The organism is Curtobacterium sp. NPDC092190 (genome assembly GCF_044755625.1).
Classification (GTDB): domain Bacteria; phylum Actinomycetota; class Actinomycetes; order Actinomycetales; family Microbacteriaceae; genus Curtobacterium.
Genome location: NZ_JBIVRJ010000004.1, coordinates 216,250 through 240,745, shown reverse-complemented (window position 1 = coordinate 240,745; position 24,496 = coordinate 216,250). Strand labels below are relative to the sequence as shown.

General features: G+C 69.8%; 23 protein-coding genes. 11 read left to right on the top strand and 12 right to left on the bottom strand.

The window, feature by feature from the left end; translation table 11 throughout:
- Positions 1 to 1,562: 1,562 nt before the first annotated feature.
- From ACIQFY_RS11780 to ACIQFY_RS11755, 6 genes are all read right to left on the bottom strand, one after another.
- Positions 1,563 to 2,042, bottom strand: a complete 480-nt coding sequence (locus ACIQFY_RS11780) for a YdcF family protein (protein ID WP_400340198.1) — start codon at positions 2,040 to 2,042, stop codon at positions 1,563 to 1,565.
- A gap of 185 nt (positions 2,043 to 2,227) precedes the next feature.
- Entirely contained in the window at positions 2,228 to 3,190 is a 963-nt protein-coding gene (locus ACIQFY_RS11775; protein ID WP_066657533.1) for a D-alanine--D-alanine ligase, read from the bottom strand.
- A gap of 40 nt (positions 3,191 to 3,230) precedes the next feature.
- Entirely contained in the window at positions 3,231 to 4,535 is a 1,305-nt protein-coding gene (locus tag ACIQFY_RS11770) for a PLP-dependent aminotransferase family protein (RefSeq protein ID WP_209684773.1), read from the bottom strand.
- A 177-nt stretch (positions 4,536 to 4,712) separates the two neighbouring features.
- Positions 4,713 to 5,039 carry a thioredoxin gene (trxA, locus tag ACIQFY_RS11765; protein WP_022832611.1) on the bottom strand — a complete coding sequence of 109 codons (327 nt, stop codon included), beginning with the start codon at positions 5,037 to 5,039 and terminating at the stop codon, positions 4,713 to 4,715.
- 63 nt (positions 5,040 to 5,102) lie between these two features.
- Positions 5,103 to 6,101 (bottom strand): thioredoxin-disulfide reductase, encoded by a 999-nt coding sequence (gene trxB, locus ACIQFY_RS11760; RefSeq protein WP_066657530.1) that lies wholly within the window; start codon positions 6,099 to 6,101, stop codon positions 5,103 to 5,105.
- 119 nt (positions 6,102 to 6,220) lie between these two features.
- The gene (locus ACIQFY_RS11755; protein WP_400340196.1) at positions 6,221 to 10,396 is read right to left on the bottom strand and encodes a DUF6049 family protein; all 4,176 of its coding nucleotides are present in this window, start codon (positions 10,394 to 10,396) and stop codon (positions 6,221 to 6,223) included.
- Positions 10,397 to 10,519: 123 nt separating this feature from the next.
- Between ACIQFY_RS11755 and ACIQFY_RS11750 the strand changes: the two genes are divergently transcribed.
- The 7 genes from ACIQFY_RS11750 to ACIQFY_RS11720 all read left to right on the top strand — a co-directional run bounded on the left by ACIQFY_RS11750 (position 10,520) and on the right by ACIQFY_RS11720 (position 16,623).
- Entirely contained in the window at positions 10,520 to 11,956 is a 1,437-nt protein-coding gene (locus ACIQFY_RS11750) for a CCA tRNA nucleotidyltransferase (RefSeq protein WP_400340194.1), read from the top strand.
- Between the two features lie 173 nt (positions 11,957 to 12,129).
- Positions 12,130 to 12,501: a 30S ribosomal protein S6 gene (gene rpsF / locus ACIQFY_RS11745; protein WP_058728349.1), complete on the top strand. Its 372-nt coding sequence runs from the start codon at positions 12,130 to 12,132 to the stop codon at positions 12,499 to 12,501.
- Between the two features lie 3 nt (positions 12,502 to 12,504).
- Positions 12,505 to 13,080: a single-stranded DNA-binding protein gene (locus ACIQFY_RS11740; protein ID WP_400340192.1), complete on the top strand. Its 576-nt coding sequence runs from the start codon at positions 12,505 to 12,507 to the stop codon at positions 13,078 to 13,080.
- A gap of 50 nt (positions 13,081 to 13,130) precedes the next feature.
- On the top strand, positions 13,131 to 13,388 hold the full coding sequence (gene rpsR / locus ACIQFY_RS11735) for a 30S ribosomal protein S18 (RefSeq protein ID WP_017887834.1): 258 nt from the start codon (positions 13,131 to 13,133) through the stop codon (positions 13,386 to 13,388).
- A 14-nt stretch (positions 13,389 to 13,402) separates the two neighbouring features.
- Positions 13,403 to 13,855: a 50S ribosomal protein L9 gene (rplI, locus tag ACIQFY_RS11730; RefSeq protein ID WP_058728351.1), complete on the top strand. Its 453-nt coding sequence runs from the start codon at positions 13,403 to 13,405 to the stop codon at positions 13,853 to 13,855.
- A gap of 524 nt (positions 13,856 to 14,379) precedes the next feature.
- Complete coding sequence (gene dnaB / locus ACIQFY_RS11725) at positions 14,380 to 15,744, top strand: replicative DNA helicase (protein WP_066657525.1); 1,365 nt, start codon at positions 14,380 to 14,382, stop codon at positions 15,742 to 15,744.
- 366 nt (positions 15,745 to 16,110) lie between these two features.
- Positions 16,111 to 16,623, top strand: a complete 513-nt coding sequence (locus tag ACIQFY_RS11720; RefSeq protein WP_326495970.1) for an ATP-binding protein — start codon at positions 16,111 to 16,113, stop codon at positions 16,621 to 16,623.
- A 24-nt stretch (positions 16,624 to 16,647) separates the two neighbouring features.
- Here the strand turns inward: ACIQFY_RS11720 and ACIQFY_RS11715 are convergent, their stop codons facing one another.
- The 3 genes from ACIQFY_RS11715 to ACIQFY_RS11705 all read right to left on the bottom strand — a co-directional run bounded on the left by ACIQFY_RS11715 (position 16,648) and on the right by ACIQFY_RS11705 (position 18,403).
- Positions 16,648 to 16,902: a hypothetical protein gene (locus ACIQFY_RS11715; protein ID WP_400340189.1), complete on the bottom strand. Its 255-nt coding sequence runs from the start codon at positions 16,900 to 16,902 to the stop codon at positions 16,648 to 16,650.
- A gap of 307 nt (positions 16,903 to 17,209) precedes the next feature.
- A complete protein-coding gene (locus ACIQFY_RS11710; RefSeq protein ID WP_400340187.1) occupies positions 17,210 to 17,836 on the bottom strand; it encodes a DUF305 domain-containing protein in 627 nt (208 codons plus the stop codon).
- A 111-nt stretch (positions 17,837 to 17,947) separates the two neighbouring features.
- Complete coding sequence (locus ACIQFY_RS11705; protein WP_326495967.1) at positions 17,948 to 18,403, bottom strand: hypothetical protein; 456 nt, start codon at positions 18,401 to 18,403, stop codon at positions 17,948 to 17,950.
- Between the two features lie 203 nt (positions 18,404 to 18,606).
- Here ACIQFY_RS11705 and ACIQFY_RS11700 point away from each other — a divergent pair, with 203 nt between their 5' ends.
- Entirely contained in the window at positions 18,607 to 19,095 is a 489-nt protein-coding gene (locus ACIQFY_RS11700; protein ID WP_326495966.1) for a DUF4396 domain-containing protein, read from the top strand.
- Positions 19,096 to 19,180: 85 nt separating this feature from the next.
- On the opposite strand, the gene ACIQFY_RS11695 is transcribed toward ACIQFY_RS11700, so the two are convergent.
- Complete coding sequence (locus ACIQFY_RS11695; RefSeq protein WP_400340185.1) at positions 19,181 to 19,612, bottom strand: hypothetical protein; 432 nt, start codon at positions 19,610 to 19,612, stop codon at positions 19,181 to 19,183.
- Positions 19,613 to 19,854: 242 nt separating this feature from the next.
- On the opposite strand from ACIQFY_RS11695, the gene ACIQFY_RS11690 reads away from it, so the two are divergent.
- Positions 19,855 to 20,547, top strand: coding sequence for a YafY family protein (locus ACIQFY_RS11690; RefSeq protein ID WP_066657501.1), 693 nt, complete (start codon positions 19,855 to 19,857; stop codon positions 20,545 to 20,547).
- A gap of 132 nt (positions 20,548 to 20,679) precedes the next feature.
- On the top strand, positions 20,680 to 21,063 hold the full coding sequence (locus ACIQFY_RS11685) for a VOC family protein (RefSeq protein ID WP_400340183.1): 384 nt from the start codon (positions 20,680 to 20,682) through the stop codon (positions 21,061 to 21,063).
- Between the two features lie 36 nt (positions 21,064 to 21,099).
- Here ACIQFY_RS11685 and ACIQFY_RS11680 read toward each other — a convergent pair whose 3' ends face one another.
- The gene (locus ACIQFY_RS11680) at positions 21,100 to 21,678 is read right to left on the bottom strand and encodes a TetR/AcrR family transcriptional regulator (protein ID WP_326495963.1); all 579 of its coding nucleotides are present in this window, start codon (positions 21,676 to 21,678) and stop codon (positions 21,100 to 21,102) included.
- A 77-nt stretch (positions 21,679 to 21,755) separates the two neighbouring features.
- On the opposite strand from ACIQFY_RS11680, the gene ACIQFY_RS11675 reads away from it, so the two are divergent.
- On the top strand, positions 21,756 to 22,490 hold the full coding sequence (locus ACIQFY_RS11675) for an SDR family NAD(P)-dependent oxidoreductase (protein WP_144411401.1): 735 nt from the start codon (positions 21,756 to 21,758) through the stop codon (positions 22,488 to 22,490).
- Positions 22,491 to 22,604: 114 nt separating this feature from the next.
- Here ACIQFY_RS11675 and ACIQFY_RS11670 read toward each other — a convergent pair whose 3' ends face one another.
- Positions 22,605 to 24,281, bottom strand: a complete 1,677-nt coding sequence (locus tag ACIQFY_RS11670) for a putative Ig domain-containing protein (RefSeq protein ID WP_400340180.1) — start codon at positions 24,279 to 24,281, stop codon at positions 22,605 to 22,607.
- Positions 24,282 to 24,496 lie beyond the last annotated feature (215 nt).

Here is a 24,496-nt window from a genome sequence, read left to right as displayed (position 1 = left end):
CGCGAGGTTGCTCGGGCGCTCGCGGCCTGCACATCTCGACGATGTGACGATGTGCCTGCTTGCCTGCCGGTGGTCCCTGCAAGCTGGAGAAGGCTGCGTACGTCGCCGAGTTCCTCAGGTGCTACCGATCGGAGTCTGCGCCGGCGTACGGCTCGCGGAGTGCAGCTGGGGTGAGCGGGCGGCAGTACGCGGATCGCATGGTCGGTAAGCGATGAAGGGCCACCGGACGTGCTGGCAGCATCACTGCTCCATGGTCTCTCTCCCTCTTGTCCTCCGAGTGCGTCGGTCGTCGACCTCGACCACGATCCTCGTGTTCGCGGTACCGGCGGTGCGCCCATCCAACGAGTGGTCCTACGCGACAGAAACGGCTTGGTGCTCGGCCTCCCTGGCAACGGCGACGGCGACGGCGCAGCGATGCTTGTGACGGCGTTCGATCGGAACACCCGGAACGGGTGCGACGCCGGACCTCGGGCGGACGACGGCCGCGTGGCTTGGTGCTGAGACCCGACCTCACCCCGTAAGCGGGCAGCGCATCCTTCGTCCTCACGCTGGCGGCACGAGCGAGCGGGCGCTGTGGACTTCGAACTGAGTAGGTCGGCCCAATCCGGATGTGCGCAAGGTGTGACACCGAGCGGTCCGTCTGCGGCTACGGGTGGCACGGCTCCCTGGCCGTCGGCAGCACCGTCGGGCGCCGCGGACGGTCGGCGGTGGTGCGACGACCTCGACGGCGCCAGGTGATGCCTACCTCGCAGCCTGGTGACGGTAGCGGGACGTCCGGGATGAGGATGCAGATGCCCGGACCATCCACGGGAGGCGACCTGCGAAGGGTGTCGTGCGGATGGCCCGCATCCCGTGGCTGCGCTGCATCAGGGTCGGAAGGGGCTCGCTCTACTCGAACTCGTCCGCACTGATCGTTCTGCAGCGCCGCCCTCCCCCGCTCGGCCCGCGACGCGTGCGAAGTGAACCGGGCCGCGGGATACGGCTCTGGGCTGGCGGGGGTTCATCGAGGAGGACGAGGATCGCTGCGACCGACGGCATCGGCTCAGGTGAGGCTCGAGCCAAGCCGTTCGGAGGTGCGAGCGCGAACCCGATGCATCCTGCGACGCCCGTAGGCCACCGTCAGGGTCGACCAGGACCGGAGCGATGTGCGGCACCTGTGCTCCGGATGCACCAATTCACGACCGGCTTGCCCGTGGTGCACGAGGCGCCCTGAGTCCGCTCCTGAAACAATGCGAGGGTCGGGGCTGCACGAAGGGTCGAGGTTGGAGACTCGGCGGCGCGGTGCACCTCGACGACGCCGTCGTGCGAGAGCTGTCCGCACCCGGTCAGCAGCAGAGGGACCGATCGGCGCAATCTCCGCTTGGGAACCGGCAATGCAGTAGCCCTACCGCGCTGGCGAGCGTGACCGGCCTCCGCGCCCCTCGCCCGATGGAGATGACGAACGCACGCCGGCTCTGTTCACCGCGTCCGGATCACCTGGTTCGGCGCGCTCCCCGGAGACGTCCTCGTCAACCGTCCCACGACGGGCGACAGTGCATCCGGCGACCAATCGCCGGGGTGTTTCACGTGGAACGGCGCGTCCGCAGGAGCTTCCAGATTGCGACGGCGGCGAAGACCGGCTTCGCCCAGAGCATCTCTCCGACGCGATAGTCCAGCGCTGGGGCCAGTTTCGACGCCAGATTCGCGTCCTGGCGGCGGAGGTACGTTCGCCCCTTCGCGGCGTGGAGTCCGTTCGAGCAGATGACGACGCGGTCTGCGGCGGCGATCATCGGCCTCGCGTTCGCGATGTTCTCCCATGTGGAGACGCTGTCGCGGTCCTTCCTGACCGCACCGGTCCACCCGAGCCGGCGCACCGCATTCTCGAGCAGATCAGCCTCAGGGAACGCCCCGCGCACCGCTCCGCCGCAGCACACGATGATGGCCGTGTCACCCGCTGCTTCGTACCGCCGCGCGGTGCGCACGGCGATACGGGCGCGCCATCGGTTCACCGCGTTCGGGTCGGGGCCTGCATTCGCGAAACCGAGGACGACGATGGCCGTCACCGCTCCGGTGCCCGCTGTCCTCCCTGCGGTGCGAGTCCGAATCGTGCCGAGCGCGCGCCGCGCAGTCATCGCCGCCACAGCATGAGCAACCTCGCCGACGATCGCGGCAGCGCCCAACGGGACGGCCACAACGAGCAGGGGCAGTGTTCCACGTGGAACACTGCCCCTGCGTCGTACTGACATGGTCAGCTGCGGTGGTCGCGGATGGCCTGTTCCGCGAGCTCCGCGTAGGTCCAACCGAGGTCGAAGCCGGAGGCACTCAGCGCCTGCGGAACGAGGGAGGTCTCGGTCAGACCCGGGAGGACGTTGGCTTCGAGGAACCACGGCGTCCCTGCCGCATCGATGATCAGGTCGACGCGCGAGATGTGGCGGAGACCGAGCGCCGTGTGCGCTGACACGGCTGCGTCTGCGGCGGCGGAGGCGAAGTCGCCCGACAGTCGGGCGGGCGTGAAGAAGGTCGTCTCCCCCGCGTTGTAGCGCGCCTCGAACCCGTACGTCCCGCTCTTCGGGACGATCTCGACCGCCGAGAGCGCCACCGGGCCGTCACCCGTGTCGATGATCCCGACGGCGACCTCGGTGCCGCGGATGAGCTGTTCGACCACGACGTCGTCGCAGTAGGTGTACGCGCTGACCATCGCACGCGGGAGATCGTGTGCGTCCTCGACGAGCGTGACCCCCTGTGCGCTCCCGCCTCGTGCCGGCTTCACGGCGAGCGGCACCGGGTGTTCCGCGGCGATGGCGTCGAGGACGCCCACGGCACCGAGCTCGCGGAAGACGTCGTGCGACAACGTGACCGACCGAGGGGTCCGCACACCGGCCCGCGCGACGAGCGCGGACGAGGTGGGCTTGTCCCATGCAAGCCGGGCTGACGTGGAACGGGAGCCGACGAACGGGATGTCCAGCGCCTCCAGGATGCCCCGCAGCGCGCCGTCCTCGCCGGACGCGCCGTGCAGGGCCGGCCAGACGACGTCCGGGCGTGACTCGCGCAGCGCGGGCAGGAGCGACGCGTCGGCATCGCGCAGGTCGACCGTCCAGCCGTAACCGGTCAGTGAGTCGGCGACGCGTCGCCCTGACCGCAGGGAGACGTCTCGTTCGTGCGAGATCCCTCCCGCGACGACGACGACGTGACGACGGGTGAGCTCGGCCATGCGAGGGTCCTCCGGGAAGAGCGAACGGTGAAAGTGCTGATCAGGACACGTTCGGCGGCGGCGCGACGACGGTGGAGCGCGACTCGGACACCGCGCTCGGACGGGTTGTGTGTCCGAAGGTCTCGAGGAGCTCGAGCTCGTCGTTGATGACGGTGGCGAGGCGCTTGACGCCGACCCGGATCTGATCGGGGGTCGGGTAGCAGAAGGACAGGCGGATGTTGCCGCCGCCACGGCCGTCGGCGTAGAAGGCGGTCCCCGGTGTGTACGCGACGAGTTCCTTCACGGCACGGGGCAGCATGCCCTTCGAGTCGAGGGCGTCGGGCAGCGTCAGCCAGACGAAGAACCCCCCGTTCGGCTTCGTCCAGGTGAGGTCCGGCAGGAACTCCCCCAGGGCGGCCATCATCGCGTCCCTGCGCTCCGCGTAGAGGCCCCGGAAGGTGTCGACCTGCCCCTTCCAATCTGCGGCGTCCAGGTAGGCGTTGACGACGTACTGACCGAAGGAGTTCGGCGCGAGGACGGCCGACTCGTTGGCGAGCACGAGCTTCTCGCGGATGGCGTGCGGGGCGAGGGCCCAACCGACACGGAAGCCGGGAGCCAGGGTCTTCGAGAAGGACCCGAGGTACACGACGCCCTCGTCGTCGATCGATCGGATCGCCTGCGGAGCGGGCTCGTCGAACCAGAGCAGTCCGTACGGGTTGTCCTCGAGCACGAGGATGCCGTTCGAGCGGCAGATGTCGAGGACCTCGATGCGGCGCTCACGGCTCATCGTGACACCCGCCGGGTTGTGGAAGTTCGGGATCGTGTAGAGGAACTTGATCCGCTTGCCCTGCGTGCGCAGGTTCGCGATCGCCTCACGCAGCGCTTCGGGGACCAGGCCGTGCTCGTCGGTGGTCACGTGGACGGTCTCCGCCTGGTACGAGCGGAAGACGCCGATGGCGCCGACGTACGACGGCGACTCGGCGAGCACGACGTCGCCCGGATCGATGAAGAGCCGCGTGACGAGGTCGAGCGCGTGCTGCGAGCCGGTGGTGACCACGACGTCCTCGGCGCTGGCACGGATGCCCTCGAGGCTCATCACGTCGACGATGTGCTCACGGAGGGAGCGCAGGCCCTGCCCACCGCCGTACTGCAGCGCCATCGCGGCGTCCTCGGTCATCACGCGGTCGATGGACCCCGTGACGAGCTCCCGCGGGAGCGCCGAGACGTACGGCATGCCGCCGGCGAGCGAGACCACCTCGGGCCGCGATGCCACGGCGAACAGGGCTCGGACCTCGGAGGCGCTCAGCCCGGCGGTGCGCTGGGCGTAGGAGTCGTACCAGGGGTCGAGGCTGTTGCCGTTCGTCATCGTGTGCTCCGTTCAGTGGGACATTCCCGCCACACTACGACATGCGTTGCCGGATCCGCGGTGGGAGGCGGGGGCCGATCCTGAAGCTGTGGCCCTGGCGCGCGCAGCCGGCATCCGGGAACGGCGACGGCCCCGCCCTCCGAGGAGAGCGGGGCCGTTCGCGGTCTGTCGGTCGGACTACGCCAGGAACTCGGCGAGGTCGGCCTCGAGCGCCGGCTTCGGCTTGGCGCCGATGACGGTCTTGACGACCTCGCCGCCCTTGAACACCTTCATCGCCGGGATCGACGTGATCTGGTAGTTCATGGCCGACTGCGGGTTGTCGTCGACGTTGAGCTTGACGATCTCGATCTTGTCGGCGTGCTCCGCGGCGATCTGGTCGAGGATCGGGGAGACGGCGCGACACGGGCCGCACCACTCGGCCCAGAAGTCGACGAGGATGGTCTTGTCGGACTTGAGGACCTCGTCCGAGAAGGTGGCGTCGGTGACGGCCTTTGCGTTGGACATGTGTGCTCCTTCGAGAAGTTCAGTTGGTGCAACGGCTGGGCCGCTGCGGTATTCCGGTCTGGGTCAGGCCCGTGCGGCCTCGACGTCGATGATCGCCGGCCCCGCGGGCGTGACGCCCTCGGCCTGGTCGACCAGCGCGTCGTCGAGTTCGGCGAGGTACTTCTCCGCGTCGAGGGCGGCGACGGTACCGGAACCGGCTGCCGTGATCGCCTGGCGGTAGGTCGGGTCGATGACGTCGCCCGCGGCGAAGACCCCGGGGAGGTTGGTCTTCGACGAACGACCCTGGACCGCGATCGTGCCCTCGGGAGCGAGGTCGATCTGCCCGTGGATGAGGTGCGTCCGCGGGTCGTTGCCGATCGCGATGAACAGGCCGTCGAGCTGGAGCGAGGACTCCTCCCCGGTGACCGTGTCGCGGAGGGTGACGCCCTCGACCGAGGAGTCACCCGTGATGCCGGTGACCTCCTTGTTCCACGCGAACTCGATCTTCGGGTCGTTCATCGCACGGTCCTGCATGATCTTCGACGCGCGCAGGCTGTCCTTGCGGTGGATGACCGTCACCTTGTCGGCGAACCGGGTGAGGAACGTGGCCTCTTCCATCGCGGAGTCGCCGCCGCCGACGACGGCGATGTTCTTCTGCCGGAAGAAGAACCCGTCGCACGTGGCGCACCAGCTGACGCCGTGGCCGGAAAGACGCTCTTCGTCGGCGAGACCGAGGTGGCGGTACGCCGATCCGGTCGCGTAGATGACCGCGAGGGCCTCGTACGTCTCGCCGGACCCGACGGTGACCTTCTTGACCTCACCGGTCAGGTCGACCGAGACCGCGTCGTCGTACAGGACCTCGGCGCCGAACTTCTCGGCCTGTTCCTGCATCTTGATCATGAGGTCCGGGCCCTGGATCCCCTCGGGGAAGCCCGGGAAGTTCTCGACCTCGGTGGTCTTGGTGAGCTCGCCGCCGGTCTCGACGCTGGACGCGACGATCAGGGGCTTGAGCTCCGCGCGCGCGGCGTAGATGCCGGCGGTGAACCCGGCGGGACCGGAACCGATGATGATGAGCTGGCGCATGCCTCGCTGCCCTTCCGTTGAGTGCTGACCGGGTCAACACATGGTAGCGGCGGGACATTCCGGCCCACCGGTGAGCGGACAACCGATGAGCGGACAGCCGATGTGCGGACGATCGGCGGTCAGCGTCCGAGCCGCTTGCGGAGCAGCGCGACCGCGTTCGCGATCTCGCCGTTCTTCGACACGACCAGGGCGCCGAAGTACACGAGCGCCATGACGGCTCCGGTCAGCGCGATGGTGACGAGCGCGCCCGTCCGGTCGGACATGGCGAAGCCGTCGGGCGAGAAGGTCCCGAGGGCGGTGACGACGGCCGCCCCGGCGACGCCGGCGATGAGTGCCGCGATGACGAACTGCACGTGGGAGCGGGTGACCACGGGGCCCTCGATGCCGTTCAGGCGACGACGGACGAGCACGAGCGCGATGATCGTCTGCGCCGTGCCGGCGAGCGTCGTGCACGCCGCGATGGAGACGCCGACGATGCTCTGCGGGAACGTCGCGACGGCCAGGGCTCCGATGACGAACAGCACCGACTGCACGCACTGCATGAGGAACGGCGTGCGGTGGTCGTGCATCGCCCAGAAGACGCGCTGGATGATGAACAGCATGCTGAACAGCACCAGGCCGGGCATGTAGGCGAGGAGCACCGCGCCGATGGAGAGCGCCTGCTCGAAGGTGCCGGCGAACATGCGACCGAACGGCACGGAGACGACGATCAGCGCCACCGACGCGAACACCGTGAACAGTCCGACGATCCGCAGGGACAGCGACAGGTTGCGCCGGACGGCGTCGAGGTCGCCGCGGCCGGCGTCGTGGCTCATCCGCGTGAAGTACGCCGTCGCGATCGACACCGCGAAGATCGAGTGCGGCAGCATGAACAGCAGCCACGCGTTCTGCAGCACCGCGTTGCCTGCGGCGCCCGTACCGAGCGACGCGACGCGCGACTGCACGATGCCCGCCAGCTGCGTCACGAGGATCATCGCGAACAGCCAGCCGGCCGCCGTGCCCGTCGCCTTGAGGCCCACGCCGCGCCAGCGGAAGTCCGGGCGGAACGACAGGCCGGCGCGCCGCCAGAAGAACGGCAGGAACGCGGCCTGCGCGAAGACGCCGAGCGAGGCACTCCCCGCGAGCACCGCGATCTTCAGCGGTGTCCAGCCGTCGACCGAGGAGTTGACGTCCTGACCGCCGAACATCGCGATGAAGACGACGAGACCGGCGATGGCGATGACGTTGTTGATGAGCGGTGCCCACGTGAAGGGGCCGAAGACCTGCTTGGCGTTGAGGACCTCACCGAGGAGCGAGTACAGCGCGTAGAAGAGGATCTGCGGGAGGCACCAGAAGGCGAACGCCACGGCCAGGTCGGTCTGTGCCGGCGTGAAGCCCTTGCCGTCCCCGGTCGCCTGCTGGCTGTAGACGAACACGAGGAACGGCGCGAGGACCGTCGCGACGATCGTGATCACCACGAACACCGTCGCGCCGAGCGTGACGATCTTGTTGACGTAGGCCGTACCGCCGTCGCTGCTCTCCCGCATCGACCGGACGATCTGCGGGATGAGCACCGCGGAGAGCAGACCACCGGCGATGAGCGCGTAGATGTTGTTCGGCAGCTGGTTCGCGAGCGCGAACGCGTCGGCGCCGGGCGACTTCGCCTGACCGATCGCGTAGGCGAGCACGAACGTCTTGCCGAAGCCGAGGACCCGCGAGAGCATCGTGCCCGCCGCGAGCATCGCGCTCGCCCGACCGAGGTTCCGTTCGGCCGCGGGCTCCGCGTCGACGGCGGGTTGCTGCTGCGTGCTGATGGTCGGCTCCTCGGGATCTGGCGGGGTGTCGTCCTGGTCCGGACGGCCGGCCTGGAGGCGCGGCTCGCCGCCGTCGCGCACCGTCGCGTCCGCAGGGCGTGCACCGGCCTGCTGCGGTGCGACGCGCGCGGGACCGGACGCGCCAGTGGTGCCGACCACGGCGGCGGCGGGCGCCGCCTGTGCGACGTGGGACGGGCCTCCCGATCGGGCAGGGGCGCCGGGGGCATCGGGCTGGACCGCGAGCGGACGGTTCGGGTCGTCGTCGTCCTCGTCGTCGAGCTCGCCGTTGCGGCGGCGGATGCGCTTCCGGATGCTGCGGAAGATCCCGAAGCCGAAGATCGCGACGAGGCCGATCGCGGCCACCGCGGTGATCACGGTCTCCCACTGCGCCTGCACGTTGAGCTCGACCGTGGTGGGCTGCGACACGGTGACCCCGGTCGGCGTGGTCAGGGACATCGTCAGGTTGACCGTGCCGTTCGCGACCGACCGGACCGGGATGGTCGTGCGGGCGGAGGACTGCGGCTGGAGCTTCACCTCGATGTCGTTCCGCACGACCTGCAGCGCCGAGCTCGACGGCTGGACGTTGAGGCGCACGGTGACCGGGTAGTCCGTCCGGTTGCGGACCGACACGGGCAGCGACGATCGGTCCCCGAGCAGCGTCAGCGAGCTGGAGTCGGGGATGCTCACCTGGTCGGTGGTCTGCGTCCAGGACCGGGCCTGCCGGTCGACGGCGGTGGTGAGGGCGTCGGGTTCGTCCCGCCAGGCGTTCGACGCCAGGGCGAGCAGCTGGAGCCGCGCAGGGGCGGTGACGGTCGCGGGGTCGTCGACGGCCGATGCGAAGGCGACGAGCTCGCGCTCGCTGTCCACCAGGGTCCGCAGGCGGTCGAGGCGGGCGTCGCCGTCGTCGGCCGGCGCCAGGGTGAGCGAGCCGGCGGTCGCCTTCGCCGCGGTCGACAGGTCCGAGGGCGACACCCACGGGGTGTCCTCGAGCGCGTCGAGCACGGCGCTCAGTCGACCGGTCTCGGTCGGCCAGCTGCGGCCGAGGGTCAGGAGCACGGGGCTCTGCGCGGTACCGGCACGCGCCGCCGTCGCCAGGGTCGCGGTGAGCTCCGCCACGGACGCGTCGTAGGCGCGCTGGTCCGTGGCGTCGGCGGCGTCCCGCAGCAGGGCAGACATGCCCTGGTCGGCGACGAGGACCTTCTGGTCGCCGATGCGCTCGGCGGCGGAGACGGTGGTGTCCGGGCCGGCGGAGGTGTTGCCGCTCGCGATGATCGTCGTCTCGGTGCCGGCCTTCGCGAGTGCGGGCAGGTCGTCGGTGGCCACGGTGTTCTCGACCGGCCACGCGACGTCGTCGAGTGCGTACGGGAAGTCCAGCAGGCTGGCGGTGGTCGGCAGCGTCGTGGTCGTGCCGTCGGTGTCGTCCTGCCCCGAGCCGTCCTGACCTGTGCCGTCCTGGGTGCCGGCGGTCGCGTCGTCCGAGGGGGTCGGTGTCGCGTCCGGGGTCTCGTCGACGGGGGCACCCGCGCTGGCCGAGGCCGTCGGCGTCCCGGTGGCCGTCGGGGTCGGGGTCGGCGTGCTGGCACCGGGGAAGTTCTGCTCCTTGACCGCCTGGTCGAGCGAGATCACGCCCGGGATCCCGTCCGCGCCGGCCTGGCGCAGCCCGGTGACGTCGGCGTCGGCGTACGACAGCGCGAAGGTCTCGTTCCGGAGCCCCTCGAGCCGGTCGAGCCAGTTGCGCGCACTCGACGGGGCGTTCTCGCCGAGCAGCCGGATCGAGGCGATGATCCTCGGGTCGACGCCGACGGCCACGTTGTGGTCCACGGCGGCGTCGAGCTGCTGCGTGAGGGTGCCGTCCACTGCGGTCGCCGCCGCGAGGTCGTTGGCACCGATCACGCCGTCAGCCGTGCTCGGCAGGGTGATCGGCATCGCGACCGAGACACCGACCGGGGTCTGCTGGAAGTCCGGGTACCAGGTGATCGCGGACCGGGCGACGGCGAAGGTGTCGCCCGCGGTGTACTCGGCCGCGATGCGTCGGGCGCCGAAGGACGAGTAGCCGCCGAGTGCGACGTTGCCCGGCACGATGGTCACCGTCTGGGTCACCGAGCGGTGCGCCGGGACGATCGGGACGTCCGCCGAGTCCATCGGGGCGCCGAGGTAACCGGTCGTGGTGGTGTCGGACAGCCAGTCGGAGAGGACGTCGCGCGTGCTCTCGGAGCGGAAGATGTCGAGCTCGACCGACCCGGCGGGGACGTCCGTGTCGGTGTCGTTCGTCACCGTGACGCTGACCTGGAGGTCCTCGTCCCGTCGGACGATCCCGCGGTCGGCCGGGGCGATCGACACGGTGGTCTTCCCCTGGTCGGCTGCGGCCGGAGCAGCGGTGCGCGTCGTGGTGCGGTCGACCGAGGCGGCGTGCGCCGGGTCCGGACCTGCGGGCGTGACGACGAGGCCGACGGCGACGAGGGCCGTGGCAGCGGCGGCGAGCGTGGAGCGGAGGATGTGCATACAGGAGGGCCCGAGGGTCGGTTCCGGCCGAGCACGAGTGTACGAGGGGCGGACGGGGACGATCCCGTGCGCGCGGGCCGTGTGGAGAACTCGGCGCACCGATCTGGGAGGATGAGGTCCGTCATGCAGTCCGTTGCCCAGGCCGTCGAACGACTCGACGCACTCGCAGCCACCGAGCCCGTCGCCGTCCTCGCTCGGGCGTTCGCCGACGCCGGACACGAGCTGGCGCTGGTCGGCGGCCCCGTCCGCGACGCCTTCCTCGGCCGTGCCGTCACCGACCTCGACTTCACGACCGACGCCCGCCCCGACGACGTCCTGCGCATCGTCGAGCCGATCGCGAGCGCGACGTGGGACGTCGGTCGGCAGTTCGGCACCATCGCCGCCCGGGTCGCCGGCGAGCAGGTCGAGATCACGACCTACCGCAGCGACGTGTACGACGGCGAGACCCGCAAGCCCGAGGTGGCGTTCGGCGACACCATCGAGGACGACCTGCTCCGCCGTGACTTCACGGTGAACGCCATGGCGCTCCGCCTCCCCCAGCGTGAGCTCGTCGACGTGCACGGCGGGGTCGAGGACCTGCTCGTCGGGCGCCTGCACACCCCGCAGGCGGCGCCCGTCTCGTTCCGCGACGACCCCCTGCGCATGATGCGCGCCGCACGCTTCACCGCGCAGCTGGGCTTCACGGTGTCCGGCGAGGTGCGTGCCGCGATGACGGACCTCGCCGACTCGATCGACATCGTGTCGGCCGAGCGGGTGCGTGACGAGCTCGTGAAGCTGCTGAACACGTCCGAGCCGGTCCCCGGCATCCGTCTGCTCGTGGACACGGGGCTCGCCGAGCGCTTCCTGCCCGAGCTCCCCGCGATGCGGCTGGAGATCGACGAGCACCACCACCACAAGGACGTGTACGAGCACTCGCTGACGGTGCTGTCCCAGGCCATCGGGTACGAGGCCGAGCGGCACCCGGGCGAGGCCCCCGACACCGTGCTCCGGCTCGCGGCCCTGCTGCACGACATCGGCAAGCCGGCCACCCGCAAGCTCGAGCCCGGCGGTGCCGTCAGCTTCCACCACCACGACCTGGTCGGCGCGAAGCTCGCGAAGAAGCGACTGCGGGCGCTGCGGTTCGACAACGACACCATCGCCGCCGTCTCCCGACTGATCGAGCTGCACCTGCGGTTCTTCGGCTACACCGAGGGTGCCTGGACCGACTCCGCCGTCCGCCGCTACGTCCGGGACGCCGGCCCGCTGCTCGAGCGCCTGCACGAGCTCACCCGCTCGGACGTCACGACGCGGAACCGCCGCAAGGCCGACCGGCTCGGCTTCGCGTACGACGACCTCGAGGACCGCATCACGGCGCTGGCCGACCAGGAGGAACTCGACTCGATCCGTCCGGACCTGACGGGCGACGACATCATGCGGATCCTCGACATCCCGCCGGGGCGTGCTGTGGGCGAGGCGTACCGCCACCTGCTCGAGGTCCGCATGGACGAGGGTCCCCTCGGCACCGACGAGGCCGAGCAGCGCCTGCGCGCCTGGTGGGCCGAGCGCGACGCGACCACCTGACGGCGCGACCGCCTGACGACGCCGGCCGCTCTGCACGACCGGTGGCGCGCCTCCAGGCCGTGGGCTAAGCTACTCGAGTTGTCCACGCGCTCCTGCGCGTCCGGACACATGCATCAACCCTCCTGCTCCGGGAACCGCCCGGAGCCGCCGAGACCAAAGGAGGTGGGTTCCGCATGCACCAGTACGAACTGATGGCGATCCTCGACCCCGAGATCGACGAGCGCACCGTCGCTCCCAGCCTGGACAAGTTCCTCGCGGTCATCCGCAACGACGGTGGCACCGTCGACAACGTGGACGTCTGGGGCCGTCGTCGCCTGGCCTACGAGATCGCGAAGAAGTCCGAGGGCATCTACGCCGTCGTCGACTTCACCTCGACGCCCGAGGCCGCCAAGGAGCTCGACCGTCAGCTCGGTCTCTCCGAGGCCGTGCTCCGCACGAAGGTCCTCCGCGCCGAAGAGGCGATCGCCCAGGTCGCCGCGCAGAAGCAGCGCGACGAGGCCCGCGCGGCCCGCAAGGCCGCGAACGCGACCGCGAGCGCCGAGTAGCTCATGGCCGGCGAAACCGTCATCACGGTGGTGGGCAACCTCACCGCAGACCCGGAGCTGCGGTACACGCAGAACGGGCTCGCGGTGGCGAACTTCACCATCGCCTCCACCCCTCGCACGTTCGACCGTCAGGCGAACGAGTGGAAGGACGGCGACGCGCTGTTCCTCCGTGCGAGCGTGTGGCGCGAGTTCGCCGAGCACGTGGCGGGCTCGCTGACGAAGGGCTCGCGCGTCATCGCGCAGGGTCGTCTCCGTCAGCGCTCCTACCAGGACCGTGAGGGCCAGCAGCGCACGAGCATCGAGCTCGAGGTCGACGAGATCGGCCCGTCGCTCCGCTACGCGACCGCCCAGATCACCCGCGCTGCGGGTGGCTCCGGTGGCGGTCGTGGCCAGGTCGGCGGCGGCAACGCCTCCGGCGGTGGCCAGGGCGGGAACGGCGGCGGCGGCTGGAACAACAGCGGCGGCGGTCAGTCGGACGCACCGTGGTCGCCCCAGGGCGGCCAGCAGGGCGGCAACGCACAGTCGAACGACGTGTGGAGCCAGCCCGGCGGCTCGTACGACGACGAGACCCCGTTCTGATCCTCAGCGGTCTGACGGACACACAACTTCTTCTTCTCTAAGGACAAACAATGGCTGGAAAGAGCACCGGCGACCGCCGGAAGCCTCGCGGCAAGGGCGGCAAGAACGCCGCTCCCGCGAAGTCGATCAAGGTCGGCGTCATCGACTACAAGGACGTCGCGACCCTGCGCAAGTTCATCTCGGAGCGTGGCAAGATCCGCGCCCGTCGCATCACCGGCGTCTCCGTCCAGGAGCAGCGCCTCATCGCCCGTGCCGTGAAGAACGCCCGTGAGATGGCGCTCCTCCCCTACGCCGGCTCCGGCCGCTGATCAGGAGGATCACCATGTCGAAGCTCATCCTCACCCACGAGGTCTCCGGCCTCGGTTCCGCCGGTGACGTCGTCGACGTCAAGAACGGCTACGCCCGCAACTACCTCATCCCCCAGGGCTTCGCCGTCGCGTGGTCCAAGGGCGGCGAGAAGCAGGTCGAGTCGATCCGTGCGGCCCGTGCCGCTCGCGAGCTCGCCACCATCGAAGAGGCCCAGGACCTCAAGATGAAGCTCGAGAACGCGACCATCAAGCTGACCGTCAAGGCCGGCAAGGACGGCCGCCTGTTCGGCTCGGTCCGCCCGGCGGACGTCGCCGACGCGGTCCAGGCGCAGGGCGTCGGTTCGCTGGACAAGCGCAAGGTCGAGGTCCCCGCGACCATCAAGACCGTCGGTGACCACGAGGCCACCGTGCGTCTGCGCGAGGACATCACCGCGGTGATCTCCCTGCAGGTCGTCGCCGCCAAGTAAGCAGCGTCACCACGTCGAAGGGCGGGTCTCCTCCGGGAGGCCCGCCCTTCGTCGTGCGCGCGGCTCGCCGCGCGCGGGTGTTGCTGTGGGACAGGTGTTGCTGCGTTGGCCGGTTACCCCTCGCGCCCGTCCGGGCTTGCTGGGAACGAACCGAGAACGCTCCCCACAGGAGGGCCTGTTGTCAAGTCGTTTTACACAGTCGAAACGCCCCGAATCGGAACCTTCAAGGTGTACTTGAACCGCGGTTCTCCACACACGGTGTGGAACGGAAAAGCGCAGGTCAAGGGCAAGAACACGTGTTCGAACGCCGACTTGTCCACACGTCCATCCACAGTTGTGCACATGCGTGTCCGGCGTGTTCCGCATCCTCTCCACAGAGTTATCCACAGGGCCGTTTGCTGGGGATAACTCTGTCCCCGTAGCTTGGCCCAGCGACTCGGCGGAGGGCAGGGGATGTCGGTCGTCCGGGGTAGGAAAGCCGGTGTGGGCCGAGGCCCGCACCGTCACGACAAGAGGGAGTCCGTGTGTCGATCGCGCATCTCGATCCGTCCCCGCAGGACCTGTCCGAACGGGGTTCGGAACGGACGCCGCCGCACGACCTGCTCGCGGAGCAGTCCACCATCGGCGGCATGCTGCTGTCGAAGGACGCCGTCGCCGACGTCATCGAGACCGCGCGCGGGGTGGACTTCTACATCCCGAAGCACGAGGTGATCTTCGACGCGATCCTGTCGCTGTACTCGCACGGCGAGCCCACCGACGTGATCGCCGTCACGGACGAGCTGACCAAGACCGGACTGCTCTCCCGCGCCGGCGGTGCCGAGTACCTGCACAGCGTCACGAGCATGGTGCCGACCGCGGCGAACGCCGGGTACTACGCAGCGATCGTCGCCGAGAAGGCCGTCCTCCGCCGTCTGGTCGACGCGGGCACCCGCATCGTGCAGATGGGCTACGCGTCCGAGGGTGAGGTCACCGACCTCGTGAACAGCGCGCAGGCCGAGGTCTACAACGTCGCCGGCGGCGTGCAGACCGAGGACTACGTGCCCCTGACCGACGCCATCGGCGCCGCGATCGACGAGATCGAGGCCGCCAAGGGGCGCGACGGTCAGATGACCGGCGTCCCGACGGGGTTCAGCGGCCTCGACGCCCTGACGAACGGCTTCCACCCCGGGCAGCTCATCATCGTCGCCGCCCGCCCCGCGCTCGGCAAGTCGACGCTGGCCCTCGACCTGTGCCGCGCCGCAGCGCTCAAGCACGACCAGACCGCCGCGTTCTTCTCGCTCGAGATGGGTCGCGCCGAGATCGCGATGCGTCTGCTGTCCGCCGAGTCGAGCGTGCCGCTGCAGAACATGCGCAAGGGCACCGTCGACTCCCGTGACTGGACGACCATCGCGCAGACCCGCGGGCGCATCAACGACGCCCCGTTCTTCATCGACGACTCCCCCAACATGACCCTGGTGGAGATCCGGGCGAAGTGCCGCCGGCTCAAGCAGCAGCACAACCTCAAGCTCGTGGTCATCGACTACCTGCAGCTGATGACCTCGGGCAAGAAGGTCGAGAGCCGTCAGCAGGAGGTCTCGGAGTTCTCGCGTGCGCTGAAGCTCATGGCGAAGGAGCTCGGCGTGCCGGTCATCGCGCTGTCACAGCTGAACCGTGGTCCGGAGCAGCGCGCCGACAAGAAGCCGATGATCTCGGACCTGCGTGAGTCGGGCTCCATCGAGCAGGACGCCGACATGGTCATCCTGCTGCACCGTGAGTCGGCGTACGAGAAGGACAACCCGCGTCAGGGTGAGGCGGACCTGATCGTGGCGAAGCACCGCAACGGTCCGACGGACACGATCACGGTGGCGTTCCACGGGATGTTCTCGCGGTTCGTCGACATGCCGCAGTAGGGCGTCGTTGTTGTCGTCCGCCAGCTGACTTGTCCGACTGCCAGACAACGTGTCTGGAGTACGGATGTGGGCACGTTGTTCGGCAGCACGGAGCAGCCACGTCGACGAACGTCCAGCTCAGCGCTGGTGCGTCAAGAGGCGTCCGTACGGGGTGCGTGAACTGAGATGGTTCGCGGACCACCTATGTGAGACAGGGTTCGCACCGGAGTGGGTCCGTAGGGGTCCGAAGCTCCCGCAGGCGAGCCGTGACCCACTGGTGGACCGGCATTCGCACACGTCCTCGGGGTCTGGTGTGCGTATCCGCTCGCTGGTGCTGCGCGTCCATGATCGGTAGACAAGGAGCTACGGCCAACGAAGGAGTCGTCGATGCTGGTCCAGATCTGCGGGCTTCCCGGTGCAGGGAAATCGACGCTGTCTGCCGCGATCGCTGAGTTGACGCCCTCGCTGACCCTCCGCGTCGACGCGATCGAAGGCGCCATGTGGAAGTACGGTATCCCACGCGAGCAGTCCGGGATCGCCGCGTACTCGATCATGCATGCCATCGCAGTACCCAACCTGCGGCGAGGACAGACGGTCATCGCGGACGCGGTGAGCGGCGTAGCGGCCGCTCGGGCTGGATGGATGTCGACAGCAGATGCCGCCGGTATACCGCTTCGCGTGATCGAGGTCGTGTGCGCGGACGCCGACGAACACCGCCGCCGCGTGGAACAGCGTGCGAACGACCTGCCAGGGTTCACGTTGCCGACGTGGGACGAGGTACAGCGCACCGCCGACGAGTACGAGCCCCGCACGGACGAGCGGCTCGTCATCGACAGCACCCGTGCGCTCGAAGAAACGGTCCGCCAGGCACTCGACTACCTCGAACTCCGCGCCCGGTAGCCGATCAGCTGTCGGACACGGATCTCAGGTCGATTCCGCTCCGGCGCTGGTTCTGCGGACTTCTGCGCGGCGCACAACGAAAGAGCCGATCGTTGCAGGGACCGCGAGGAGCACGGAACTCAAGGAAGCGCCGGAAGCGATCACGAGGGACCGCTCGGCGCGCTCAGGGTCCTCCCCGGGGAGGTTGCCGATGACGGCGAGCAAGTAGATCGGCAGCGCAAGCGCGAGGAGCCAGAAGAATCTGGCGACGAGCGCCAGCACGAGTGCCAGGTTGGGCATGCGCGTGTTCGGTTCTCCGGGTTGTCGTCGCACAGTTCATCAAACCAGTCGGCAATGCAGGCTACGGCTCGCATCTCGACAGCCAATCCGTTCAACATGCGGCGAGTGCTTAGCGGTGGGTCAGGGGTGCGGGGCTGGTGGGGGTCTGGGGGTGCTGCTGGGGCACGGACAGGCTTCGAGAGTGATGGTGGCCGGCAGGCCCGAAAGGAGGGGTGACCCGAGCGGGAGTCGGCTCGGAGAAAGGGGTGTGGGACAGGTCGTGGGCCGCGGCGGGAAAGGGGGACCCCGCCGTGACCCATGCCGGGGTTTAGAAGGACGAGAGCATGTCCTTCATCTGGGTGATCTGCTCGGTCTGGCCCGACACGATCGACTTCGCCATTCTCACGGCGTCGATGTTCGCGCCCTTGGTGACTTCGGTCTTGGCCATGTCGACGGCGCCCTCGTGGTGCTGGACCAGCTGCTCGAGGTAGAGCTGTCCCGCGTTCTTCGCGGACGACTTGTCGAGGTCGCTCATGTCGGAGTCGGACATCATGCCGGACATGGAATGCCCCATCCCGAGGTGCCCCGACTCGGTCGGCTCACCCCAGCTCTTCAGCCAGCTGGTGAGCTGCTTGATTTCCGGGGACTGCTCGGCCTTGATCTGCTTCGCGAGGTCGGTGACGCCGGTGTCGACGCCCGAGCCCTTCGCGAGGAGCATGTCGCTCATCTCGACGGCTTGCTTATGGTGCGGCAGCATCATCTGCGCGAACATCACGTCCTGGTCGCTGTGCGCCGACGCCGACGCCGACGCCGACGCCGACGCCGTCGACGTCGACGACGAGGACGAGGACGAGTCGGCGTCGGAGCTGCTGCTGCCGGCGGAGCAGCCGGCGAGGGTGAGGCCGAGGGTCAGCGCGGCAGCGATAGCGAGCGTGCGCGTGGTGGTGGTGTGCATGATGATCTTTCCGTTCCCGTGGATGCGTCAGGTGTTCCGGGTAGGCGGACGCCTCCCGGATCTGGGCATGCGAGAGCCGCCCTTCGGGGGTGGGTTCCCGCAAGGGGCGGATCAGATGCGGATGATCTGCAACGCCGTCAGAGACGGTGGTTTCGGCGCCGCGATGCGGCGCGGCACCCGGTCAGCGAGCGCGAGCAGCCGCGCGATCAGGTAGAGGATGCCGCCGGTCCGTGCGCGCAGCAGCACCCACATGAACAGGGCGACCGTCAGCGCACACGCCATCCCCATCAGGGAGCACATCAGCGCGCACAAAGCGCTGTCACAGCCAGTATCGGTGAGGACGGTCATCACCGCAGTCACGGGAGCCGCGTGCTCGTCGTCGCCAGCGGCCGCGACGTGGCTGTGCTCGGCGGTGCCCGCGGGAGCAGCCATCGGGTGCTCGTGGCCAGCGGTGTGCCCGGCCGTCGAGTGCATCAGGACCGTGAACCCGACCAGGAGCAGCAACGCCAACGTCGCCGTGGGCTGCAACAGCAGCCGACGACGCGGAGAGGCGGTGGTGGCGAGCATCAATCTTTCAAGCAAACGGGTCGAATGAGCGCTTCCATGGTGCGGTACCCCAGACGGCGACGGCAACCCGGTGTCCGAATCTCACCGAACCCGCCGCGACCGGGCGGATCGGGAACACAGAAAAGAGTTCTGCGTTACAGCGCATGGTACCCCCCAGGGGTATCGGTGAACTGTTGGCGTCAGCCGCGTCAGATCGGAGCAGCATGGACACGCACGAGCACCACCAGATGAGCGCACACGAGCACGCCGACCACGGAACGACGACGTGGTCGATGGCAGCGCAAGCGACGCTGCACTGCCTCACCGGGTGCGCGATCGGTGAAGTCTTCGGCATGGTCATCGGCACCGCTGCTGGCTTCCACAACGCCGGCACCATCGTCCTGTCGATCGTCCTCGCGTTCATCTTCGGCTACGCACTCACCATGCGCGGCGTCATCAAGTCCGGCCTGACACTCGCAGCGGCGTTCAAGGTCGCTCTCGCAGCAGACACGGTCTCGATCGCGGTCATGGAGATCATCGACAACACGGTCGTGATCGCGATCCCGGGAGCAATGGACGCGCAGCTCAACCAGTGGCTGTTCTGGGGGTCCCTCGCACTCTCCCTCGCCGTCGCGTTCGTGGTCACCACCCCCGTGAACCGGTGGATGATCAGCCGCGGCCTCGGCCACGCCGTCGTCCACGGCCACCACTGATTGGGTCTCGATAGCCGATCGGTCAGCGAGACCGCTGCTCGGCATCGGCTGACGGCCAGACGGCCGCCGTTTCATCAGCCGATCGCTACGCAGTGTCCTTTCGGGGCAGGATCAGGAGTACTGCCGGGAGGGCGGCGGCGCAGATGATTGCCACACCGGTGATGTCGGAGCTCAAGCTCTGACCGGTCAAGATGTCGATCGGCTCGCCGATACAACCGAGGGCAACGATGAGTCCGAGGGGGATGAGCGCTGGAAGCCCCCTCGCGCCGCGCCATGCTCGGACGCTGCCCGTCATCAGCAAAGCAGCGCCGGCGATACACGCAACGATGAAGTACACGACCCCGCGAGACGCAGCGAGGCTGTGGAGGTGGCCGACGTTTCCTCGATGGAGGGCCCAATCCGTGGCGAGCACGATTGCCAGCGCGACGAGCGAGAAGCCGTACGCGGCGGCGAGCACCGCTGCGATCCGTACCGCCGGAGTCAAGCGAAGCGGTGCATTGCCATGCCCGGTACTCATGGGCTGAAGGTAACAGCGGTCTGACGGCCTGACGGTCGTCTGAGTCAACGAGAAGCATCCGCTCGCGCCGCCCCGAACGCCGGATCGAGATGCTGCGTCGCGCAGGGGGCGCTGCCCGGGGGGGGGGCGTGCTGGCCCGACTCCCGCCTGGTCGGCTCGCGAAGGTGTGAGCACCGTCGCACCGCAGGGCGCTCGGGGACCCGACGTCCGCGGACCGGTCCGCCCTGCCCGATGATGGGTCCGTGAACCGCACCGACCGCCTCTACGGCATCGTGGAGGAGCTCCGGGCCGCCGCACCCCGGCCGCGGAGCGCACGCCGTCTCGCGGAGCGGTTCGAGGTGTCCGTGCGGACCGTCGAGCGGGACCTGGCGGCGCTGCAGCAGTCGGGTCTGCCGATCTGGGCCGAGCCCGGCCGCACCGGCGGGTACGTCATCGACGCATCGGCGACGCTCGGCCCCGCCGGCTTCACGCCGGACGAGGCCCTCGCGGTGCTGATCGGCCTCGGCGCCCTCGGCAACAGCCCGTTCCGGCAGGCCGCCCGGACCGCGGCACGCAAGGTGCTCGCGGTCATGCCGGACCGCGACGCGGCTCGCGCTGGTGCCGCTGCGTCCCGGGTGCACTTCCTGGAGGCTGACGAGGACCCCGTCACGCCGGTCGCCTTCGCGGAGGCGCTGGGTGCGGACCGGGTGGTGCGCCTGCGGTACCGGGCTGCGGACGGCGCGGTCTCGATCCGGGACGTCGAACCGCTGGGATCGATCGAGAAGGACGGGCAGTGGTACCTGGTCGCGTGGTGCCGACTGCGTGACGGCGTCCGTGCGTTCCGCGCCGACCGGATGGTGGCGATCGAGGTCACCGACGAACGACCACCGAGGCGCGTGCTCCGGACCGAGGACCTGGGCATCGCGTACGGGCGGCTGCGCCCGGTCGTCGACTGACCGCGGCCGCGACCGCACGACGGGATCGCGCGGACACCGACGGGATCCCGCGAACACCGACAGGACGGTGTCGCGACCTCCGGTGAAGCTGGGCGCCGACCACAGCAGCACCATCACCACCGGAGGAACCCCTTGTCGTTCGCATCCATCCGCATCGTCACCGACGACCTCGACCGCCTCGTCGCCTTCTACGAGCGGGTCACCGGCCAGCGCGCCGAACGCCCCGCGCCCGTCTTCGCGCAGTTCACCGGACCCAGCGCGACCCTCGCGATCGCCGGTACCGCCACCGTCGCGATGCTCGGCGGGGCCCTGGCGCCCGCCACGAACCGGTCGGTGTTCATCGAGTTCGCGGTCGCCGACGTCGACGGCGCCTTCGCGGAGCTCCGGCTCGGACCGGAGGACGTCGTCCTCGAGCCGACCACGATGCCCTGGGGCAACCGCTCCGCGCTGGTCCGTGACCCCGACGGCAACGTCGTCAACCTGTTCAGCAGGCCGGCGCCCGACCGCGCCCGGTGACCACGAGGTCGGGCCGCGCCCCTCCCGGCGGACCGGCTACAGCGCCGGTCCGAGCAGTGCCCGTGCGGCTGCCGCTGCCGCCCGGGCCCACGGTCGGGACGGGTCGGCCTGCGCACTGGCCATGGCGCCGTCGTAGAGCAGGCAGAGCTGGAGCGCGGTGCCGTCGACGTCCGCGGAGCCGGCTTCTGCCAGGAGGCCGCTGAACAGTCCGCGCACCCAGTCGCGGTGCTCGAGCGTCACCTCGTGCGTGGGGTGTCCGGCGCCGTACTCGGCCTCGACGTTGATGAACGGGCACCCGCGGTAACCGGGCTCGTCGAACCACTCGCCGAGCAGCGCGAACACGGCGACGATCCGCTCCTGCGGTGTCGCCCCGCGCTGCGGGAGCTCGGTCGCGACGTGGTCCTGCCAGGCGGTGCTCCGGCCGCGCAGGTAGCCGAGCACGAGGTCGTCCTTCGTGCGGAAGTGCGTGTAGAGGCTCGCCTTCGAGATGTCCGCTGCTGCCGCGACCTGGTCGACCCCGACGGCGTGGATGCCCTGCTCGTAGAACAGCCGGTCGGCGGTCGCGACGGCGCGTTCGTACGCGGGACGGCGGCGTGTCTTGGTGGGCTCGGCCATGGTTTGACTTTACTGCACCGATCTGTACAGTTACCAGCACCACAAACCAAACAGATCTGTTCAGTTAGGACTGTCCCATGAGCACCACCGCCCTCATCACCGGTTCCACCAGCGGCATCGGCCGCGCGACCGCCGAGCTCCTCGCCTCGCGCGGCGTGCACGTCGTCGTGTCCGGCCGCAGCGCCGAGCGCGGCGAGGAGGTCGTCCGCGGCATCCGCGCGGCCGGCGGTACCGCAGACTTCGTGCGCGCCGAGCTCGGCGACGCGGAGAGCGCCAGGGCCCTCGCCGCTGCGGCGCTGCGCATCGGTGACGGTCGGGTCGACGTGCTCGTGAACAGCGCGGGCATCTTCCCGTTCGGCCCGACCGCCGACACCACGCCCGAGGGGTTCGACGAGGTCTACGACCTCAACGTCAAGGCGCCGTACTTCCTCGTCGCAGCGCTCGCGCCGGGCATGGCGGAGCGTGGCACGGGTGCGATCGTCAACGTGACCACGATGGTCGCCGAGTTCGGCGCCGCCGGCATGGGCCTGTACGGCTCGACCAAGGCGGCGCTGGTCCTGTTGACGAAGTCGTGGGCGGCCGAGTTCGGTCCCTCGGGCGTCCGCGTGAACGCGGTCAGCCCCGGACCGACCCGTACCGAGGGCACCGCGGCCATGGGTGAGGCACTCGACCAGTTGGCCGCGGCCGGTCCGGCGGGTCGCCCGGGCTCCGCGCAGGAGGTCGCCGAGGCGATCGCGTTCCTCGCGGCCGACGCGGCGTCCTTCGTGCACGGCGCGGTCCTGCCCGTCGACGGCGGCCGCATCGCCGTCTGACCCACCTGTCCACGGACGCGCGACGGCCCCGCTGCGTCCGGGAGGGACGTGGCGAGGCCGCGGGAGGAGCCTCCCGTCCGTCAGGTGGGCACCTGACGGACGGGAGGGACCGGGTCAGGAACGGGCGCGTCGACGACGCAGCGTGCGTGCGCCGATCAGGCCGGCACCGGCGACGAGCAGACCGAGTGCCCATGCGATCGGCGAGGTCTCGTCGGCGCCGGTGTAGGCGAGCCGGCCGTGGCCCTTCGGCGCCGACGCGGTGCCGTGCTGCACCGCAGCGGGGGTCGTGGTGCCGCCCGGGACGGCCGCGACCGGCGTCGGCGTCACCTGCACGTCGAACGCGGTGCTGAAGTCGGACGCGCTGACCGTCAGGCGGTGCACCGAGGCGTGCGGGAAGGTGACCCCGACGAAGCCCGAGTCACCGAGCAGGGAGTCCTGTTCCACGACGTCGGACGCGACGTTCGAGCGGACGTCGATGGTGGTCACGCCGAGGTCGTCCTCCTCGTCCTCGACCGCGTTGCCGAACTCGTCGACCAGGGTGCCGGACAGCAGCAGCGTGCCGCCCTGCGGGACGGTCGGGGTGCCGCCGGGGACCTCGTCGATGAACTCCGACCCGGCGAAGGGCGTCTGCTCCCAGTCGGTGTGCTCGGTGACGACCGACCCGTCGGCCTTGATGATCCAGGACCGGAGCGAGCCGGACTTCTTCGTCTCCTCGTCGTCGAACCAGCCGACCGGGAAGCCGGCCTTCGCGTAGTCGATGAAGTCGGCGCGGTCGACCGCGGTCGCCTCGAGCCCGACCGGTGCGGCGGCCTGCACGTCGAGCTCGACGGTCTGCGTCACGGTCTCGGTCCCGCTCGTCGCGGTGACGGCGAAGTCCCAGTACGAGGCATCGACGGTCGTCCCGCTGAGCACGCCGGTCGCCGGGTCGAACGAGATCCCCTCGGGCAGCTGGTCGGCCGGGGTCCAGCCGTCCGCGTCCTCGCCGTCCTCGGTGTTGTAGTAGTCGAGGGCCAGCACGGGCTTCGGCGAGCCGGTCGCGCGGAAGGTGTACGAGAACGCCTCGCCCGCGGTCGCGGTGAGGGCCAGGTCGCCCTCGGTCGTGGTGCCGTCGGTGACCGGCTCGCCGTCCTCGTCGACGAAGACCGGGGCCTGCGTGATCGGGTCGGTCTGGGCCGACTCGGACTCGACGGCGATCCCGCCCTGCGTGTTCGTGACGGTGACCATGACGACCTTGCCGGCGTCGGTGGGCTTCACCACGTAGCTCTGGCCCTGGCTGACGGACGTGCCGTCGACGGTCCACGAGTAGCTGAGGTTCGTCGGGGCGGTGAAGCCCGAGGGCTCGGCCGTGAGCTTCGACCCGACCGCGGCGACGCCGTCGATCGTCACGGTGCCGGCGGCCGCGGGGCGGTCGGCGGTCGTCGAGGAGCCGGTCGGCTCGTCGCCCTCGGACGGGGTCGGCGCGTCGGTGGCGGGGGTCTCGGTGGCGGGGGCGTCGGTCGTCGGAGCAGCCGTCGACGGTGCATCGGTGGCGGGGGCGTCGGAGGTCGGGGTCCCCGTCGCGGGTGCCTCCGTGCTCGGCGCGTCGGTACTCGGGCTGTCGGTGCTCGGGGCGACCGTCGACGGGGCGTCGGTCGACGTGGTCCCGCCGTCCGCGACGGCGGTGCTCGTCGTCGGCTCGACGGCGGAGGCCGACGTCGCGGTCATGATGCCGAGGCCGGTCGTGAGGCCGACGAGGGCGATGGTCGTGCCGACGGCGCAGGCGCGTCGGGCGGTGGAGGTGCTACGGCGCACGGGTTCCCCCAGGGGTCAGGTGACAGAACGGGAATCTGTCGGTTCGCGCAGAGTAGGAGGATCCTGGGCGCGCGGCTGGTCCCCCGCGCGAGGGGCAGAGGGGAAAGTCCCGGTCAGCACCGGTCGTTCCACCGTGGGCTGAACGGGGGCTCAGGCAAGATCCTCCGCGCGGATGACCCGGGTGGCCGGGTGGCGATGCGCGAACCGGCGCACCC

Bases quoted from the DNA above. Each gene is read 5' to 3' on its own strand.
- ACIQFY_RS11775 (WP_066657533.1), bottom strand. From the start codon at position 3,190: ATGGCCGAGCTCACCCGTCGTCACGTCGTCGTCGTCGCGGGAGGGATC.
- ACIQFY_RS11770 (WP_209684773.1), bottom strand. From the start codon at position 4,535: ATGACGAACGGCAACAGCCTCGACCCCTGGTACGACTCCTACGCCCAG.
- trxA (WP_022832611.1), bottom strand. From the start codon at position 5,039: ATGTCCAACGCAAAGGCCGTCACCGACGCCACCTTCTCGGACGAGGTC.
- trxB (WP_066657530.1), bottom strand. From the start codon at position 6,101: ATGCGCCAGCTCATCATCATCGGTTCCGGTCCCGCCGGGTTCACCGCC.
- ACIQFY_RS11755 (WP_400340196.1), bottom strand. From the start codon at position 10,396: ATGCACATCCTCCGCTCCACGCTCGCCGCCGCTGCCACGGCCCTCGTC.
- ACIQFY_RS11750 (WP_400340194.1), top strand. From the start codon at position 10,520: ATGCAGTCCGTTGCCCAGGCCGTCGAACGACTCGACGCACTCGCAGCC.
- rpsF (WP_058728349.1), top strand. From the start codon at position 12,130: ATGCACCAGTACGAACTGATGGCGATCCTCGACCCCGAGATCGACGAG.
- ACIQFY_RS11740 (WP_400340192.1), top strand. From the start codon at position 12,505: ATGGCCGGCGAAACCGTCATCACGGTGGTGGGCAACCTCACCGCAGAC.
- rpsR (WP_017887834.1), top strand. From the start codon at position 13,131: ATGGCTGGAAAGAGCACCGGCGACCGCCGGAAGCCTCGCGGCAAGGGC.
- rplI (WP_058728351.1), top strand. From the start codon at position 13,403: ATGTCGAAGCTCATCCTCACCCACGAGGTCTCCGGCCTCGGTTCCGCC.
- ACIQFY_RS11720 (WP_326495970.1), top strand. From the start codon at position 16,111: ATGCTGGTCCAGATCTGCGGGCTTCCCGGTGCAGGGAAATCGACGCTG.
- ACIQFY_RS11715 (WP_400340189.1), bottom strand. From the start codon at position 16,902: ATGCCCAACCTGGCACTCGTGCTGGCGCTCGTCGCCAGATTCTTCTGG.
- ACIQFY_RS11710 (WP_400340187.1), bottom strand. From the start codon at position 17,836: ATGCACACCACCACCACGCGCACGCTCGCTATCGCTGCCGCGCTGACC.
- ACIQFY_RS11705 (WP_326495967.1), bottom strand. From the start codon at position 18,403: ATGCTCGCCACCACCGCCTCTCCGCGTCGTCGGCTGCTGTTGCAGCCC.
- ACIQFY_RS11700 (WP_326495966.1), top strand. From the start codon at position 18,607: ATGGACACGCACGAGCACCACCAGATGAGCGCACACGAGCACGCCGAC.
- ACIQFY_RS11695 (WP_400340185.1), bottom strand. From the start codon at position 19,612: ATGAGTACCGGGCATGGCAATGCACCGCTTCGCTTGACTCCGGCGGTA.
- ACIQFY_RS11680 (WP_326495963.1), bottom strand. From the start codon at position 21,678: ATGGCCGAGCCCACCAAGACACGCCGCCGTCCCGCGTACGAACGCGCC.
- ACIQFY_RS11675 (WP_144411401.1), top strand. From the start codon at position 21,756: ATGAGCACCACCGCCCTCATCACCGGTTCCACCAGCGGCATCGGCCGC.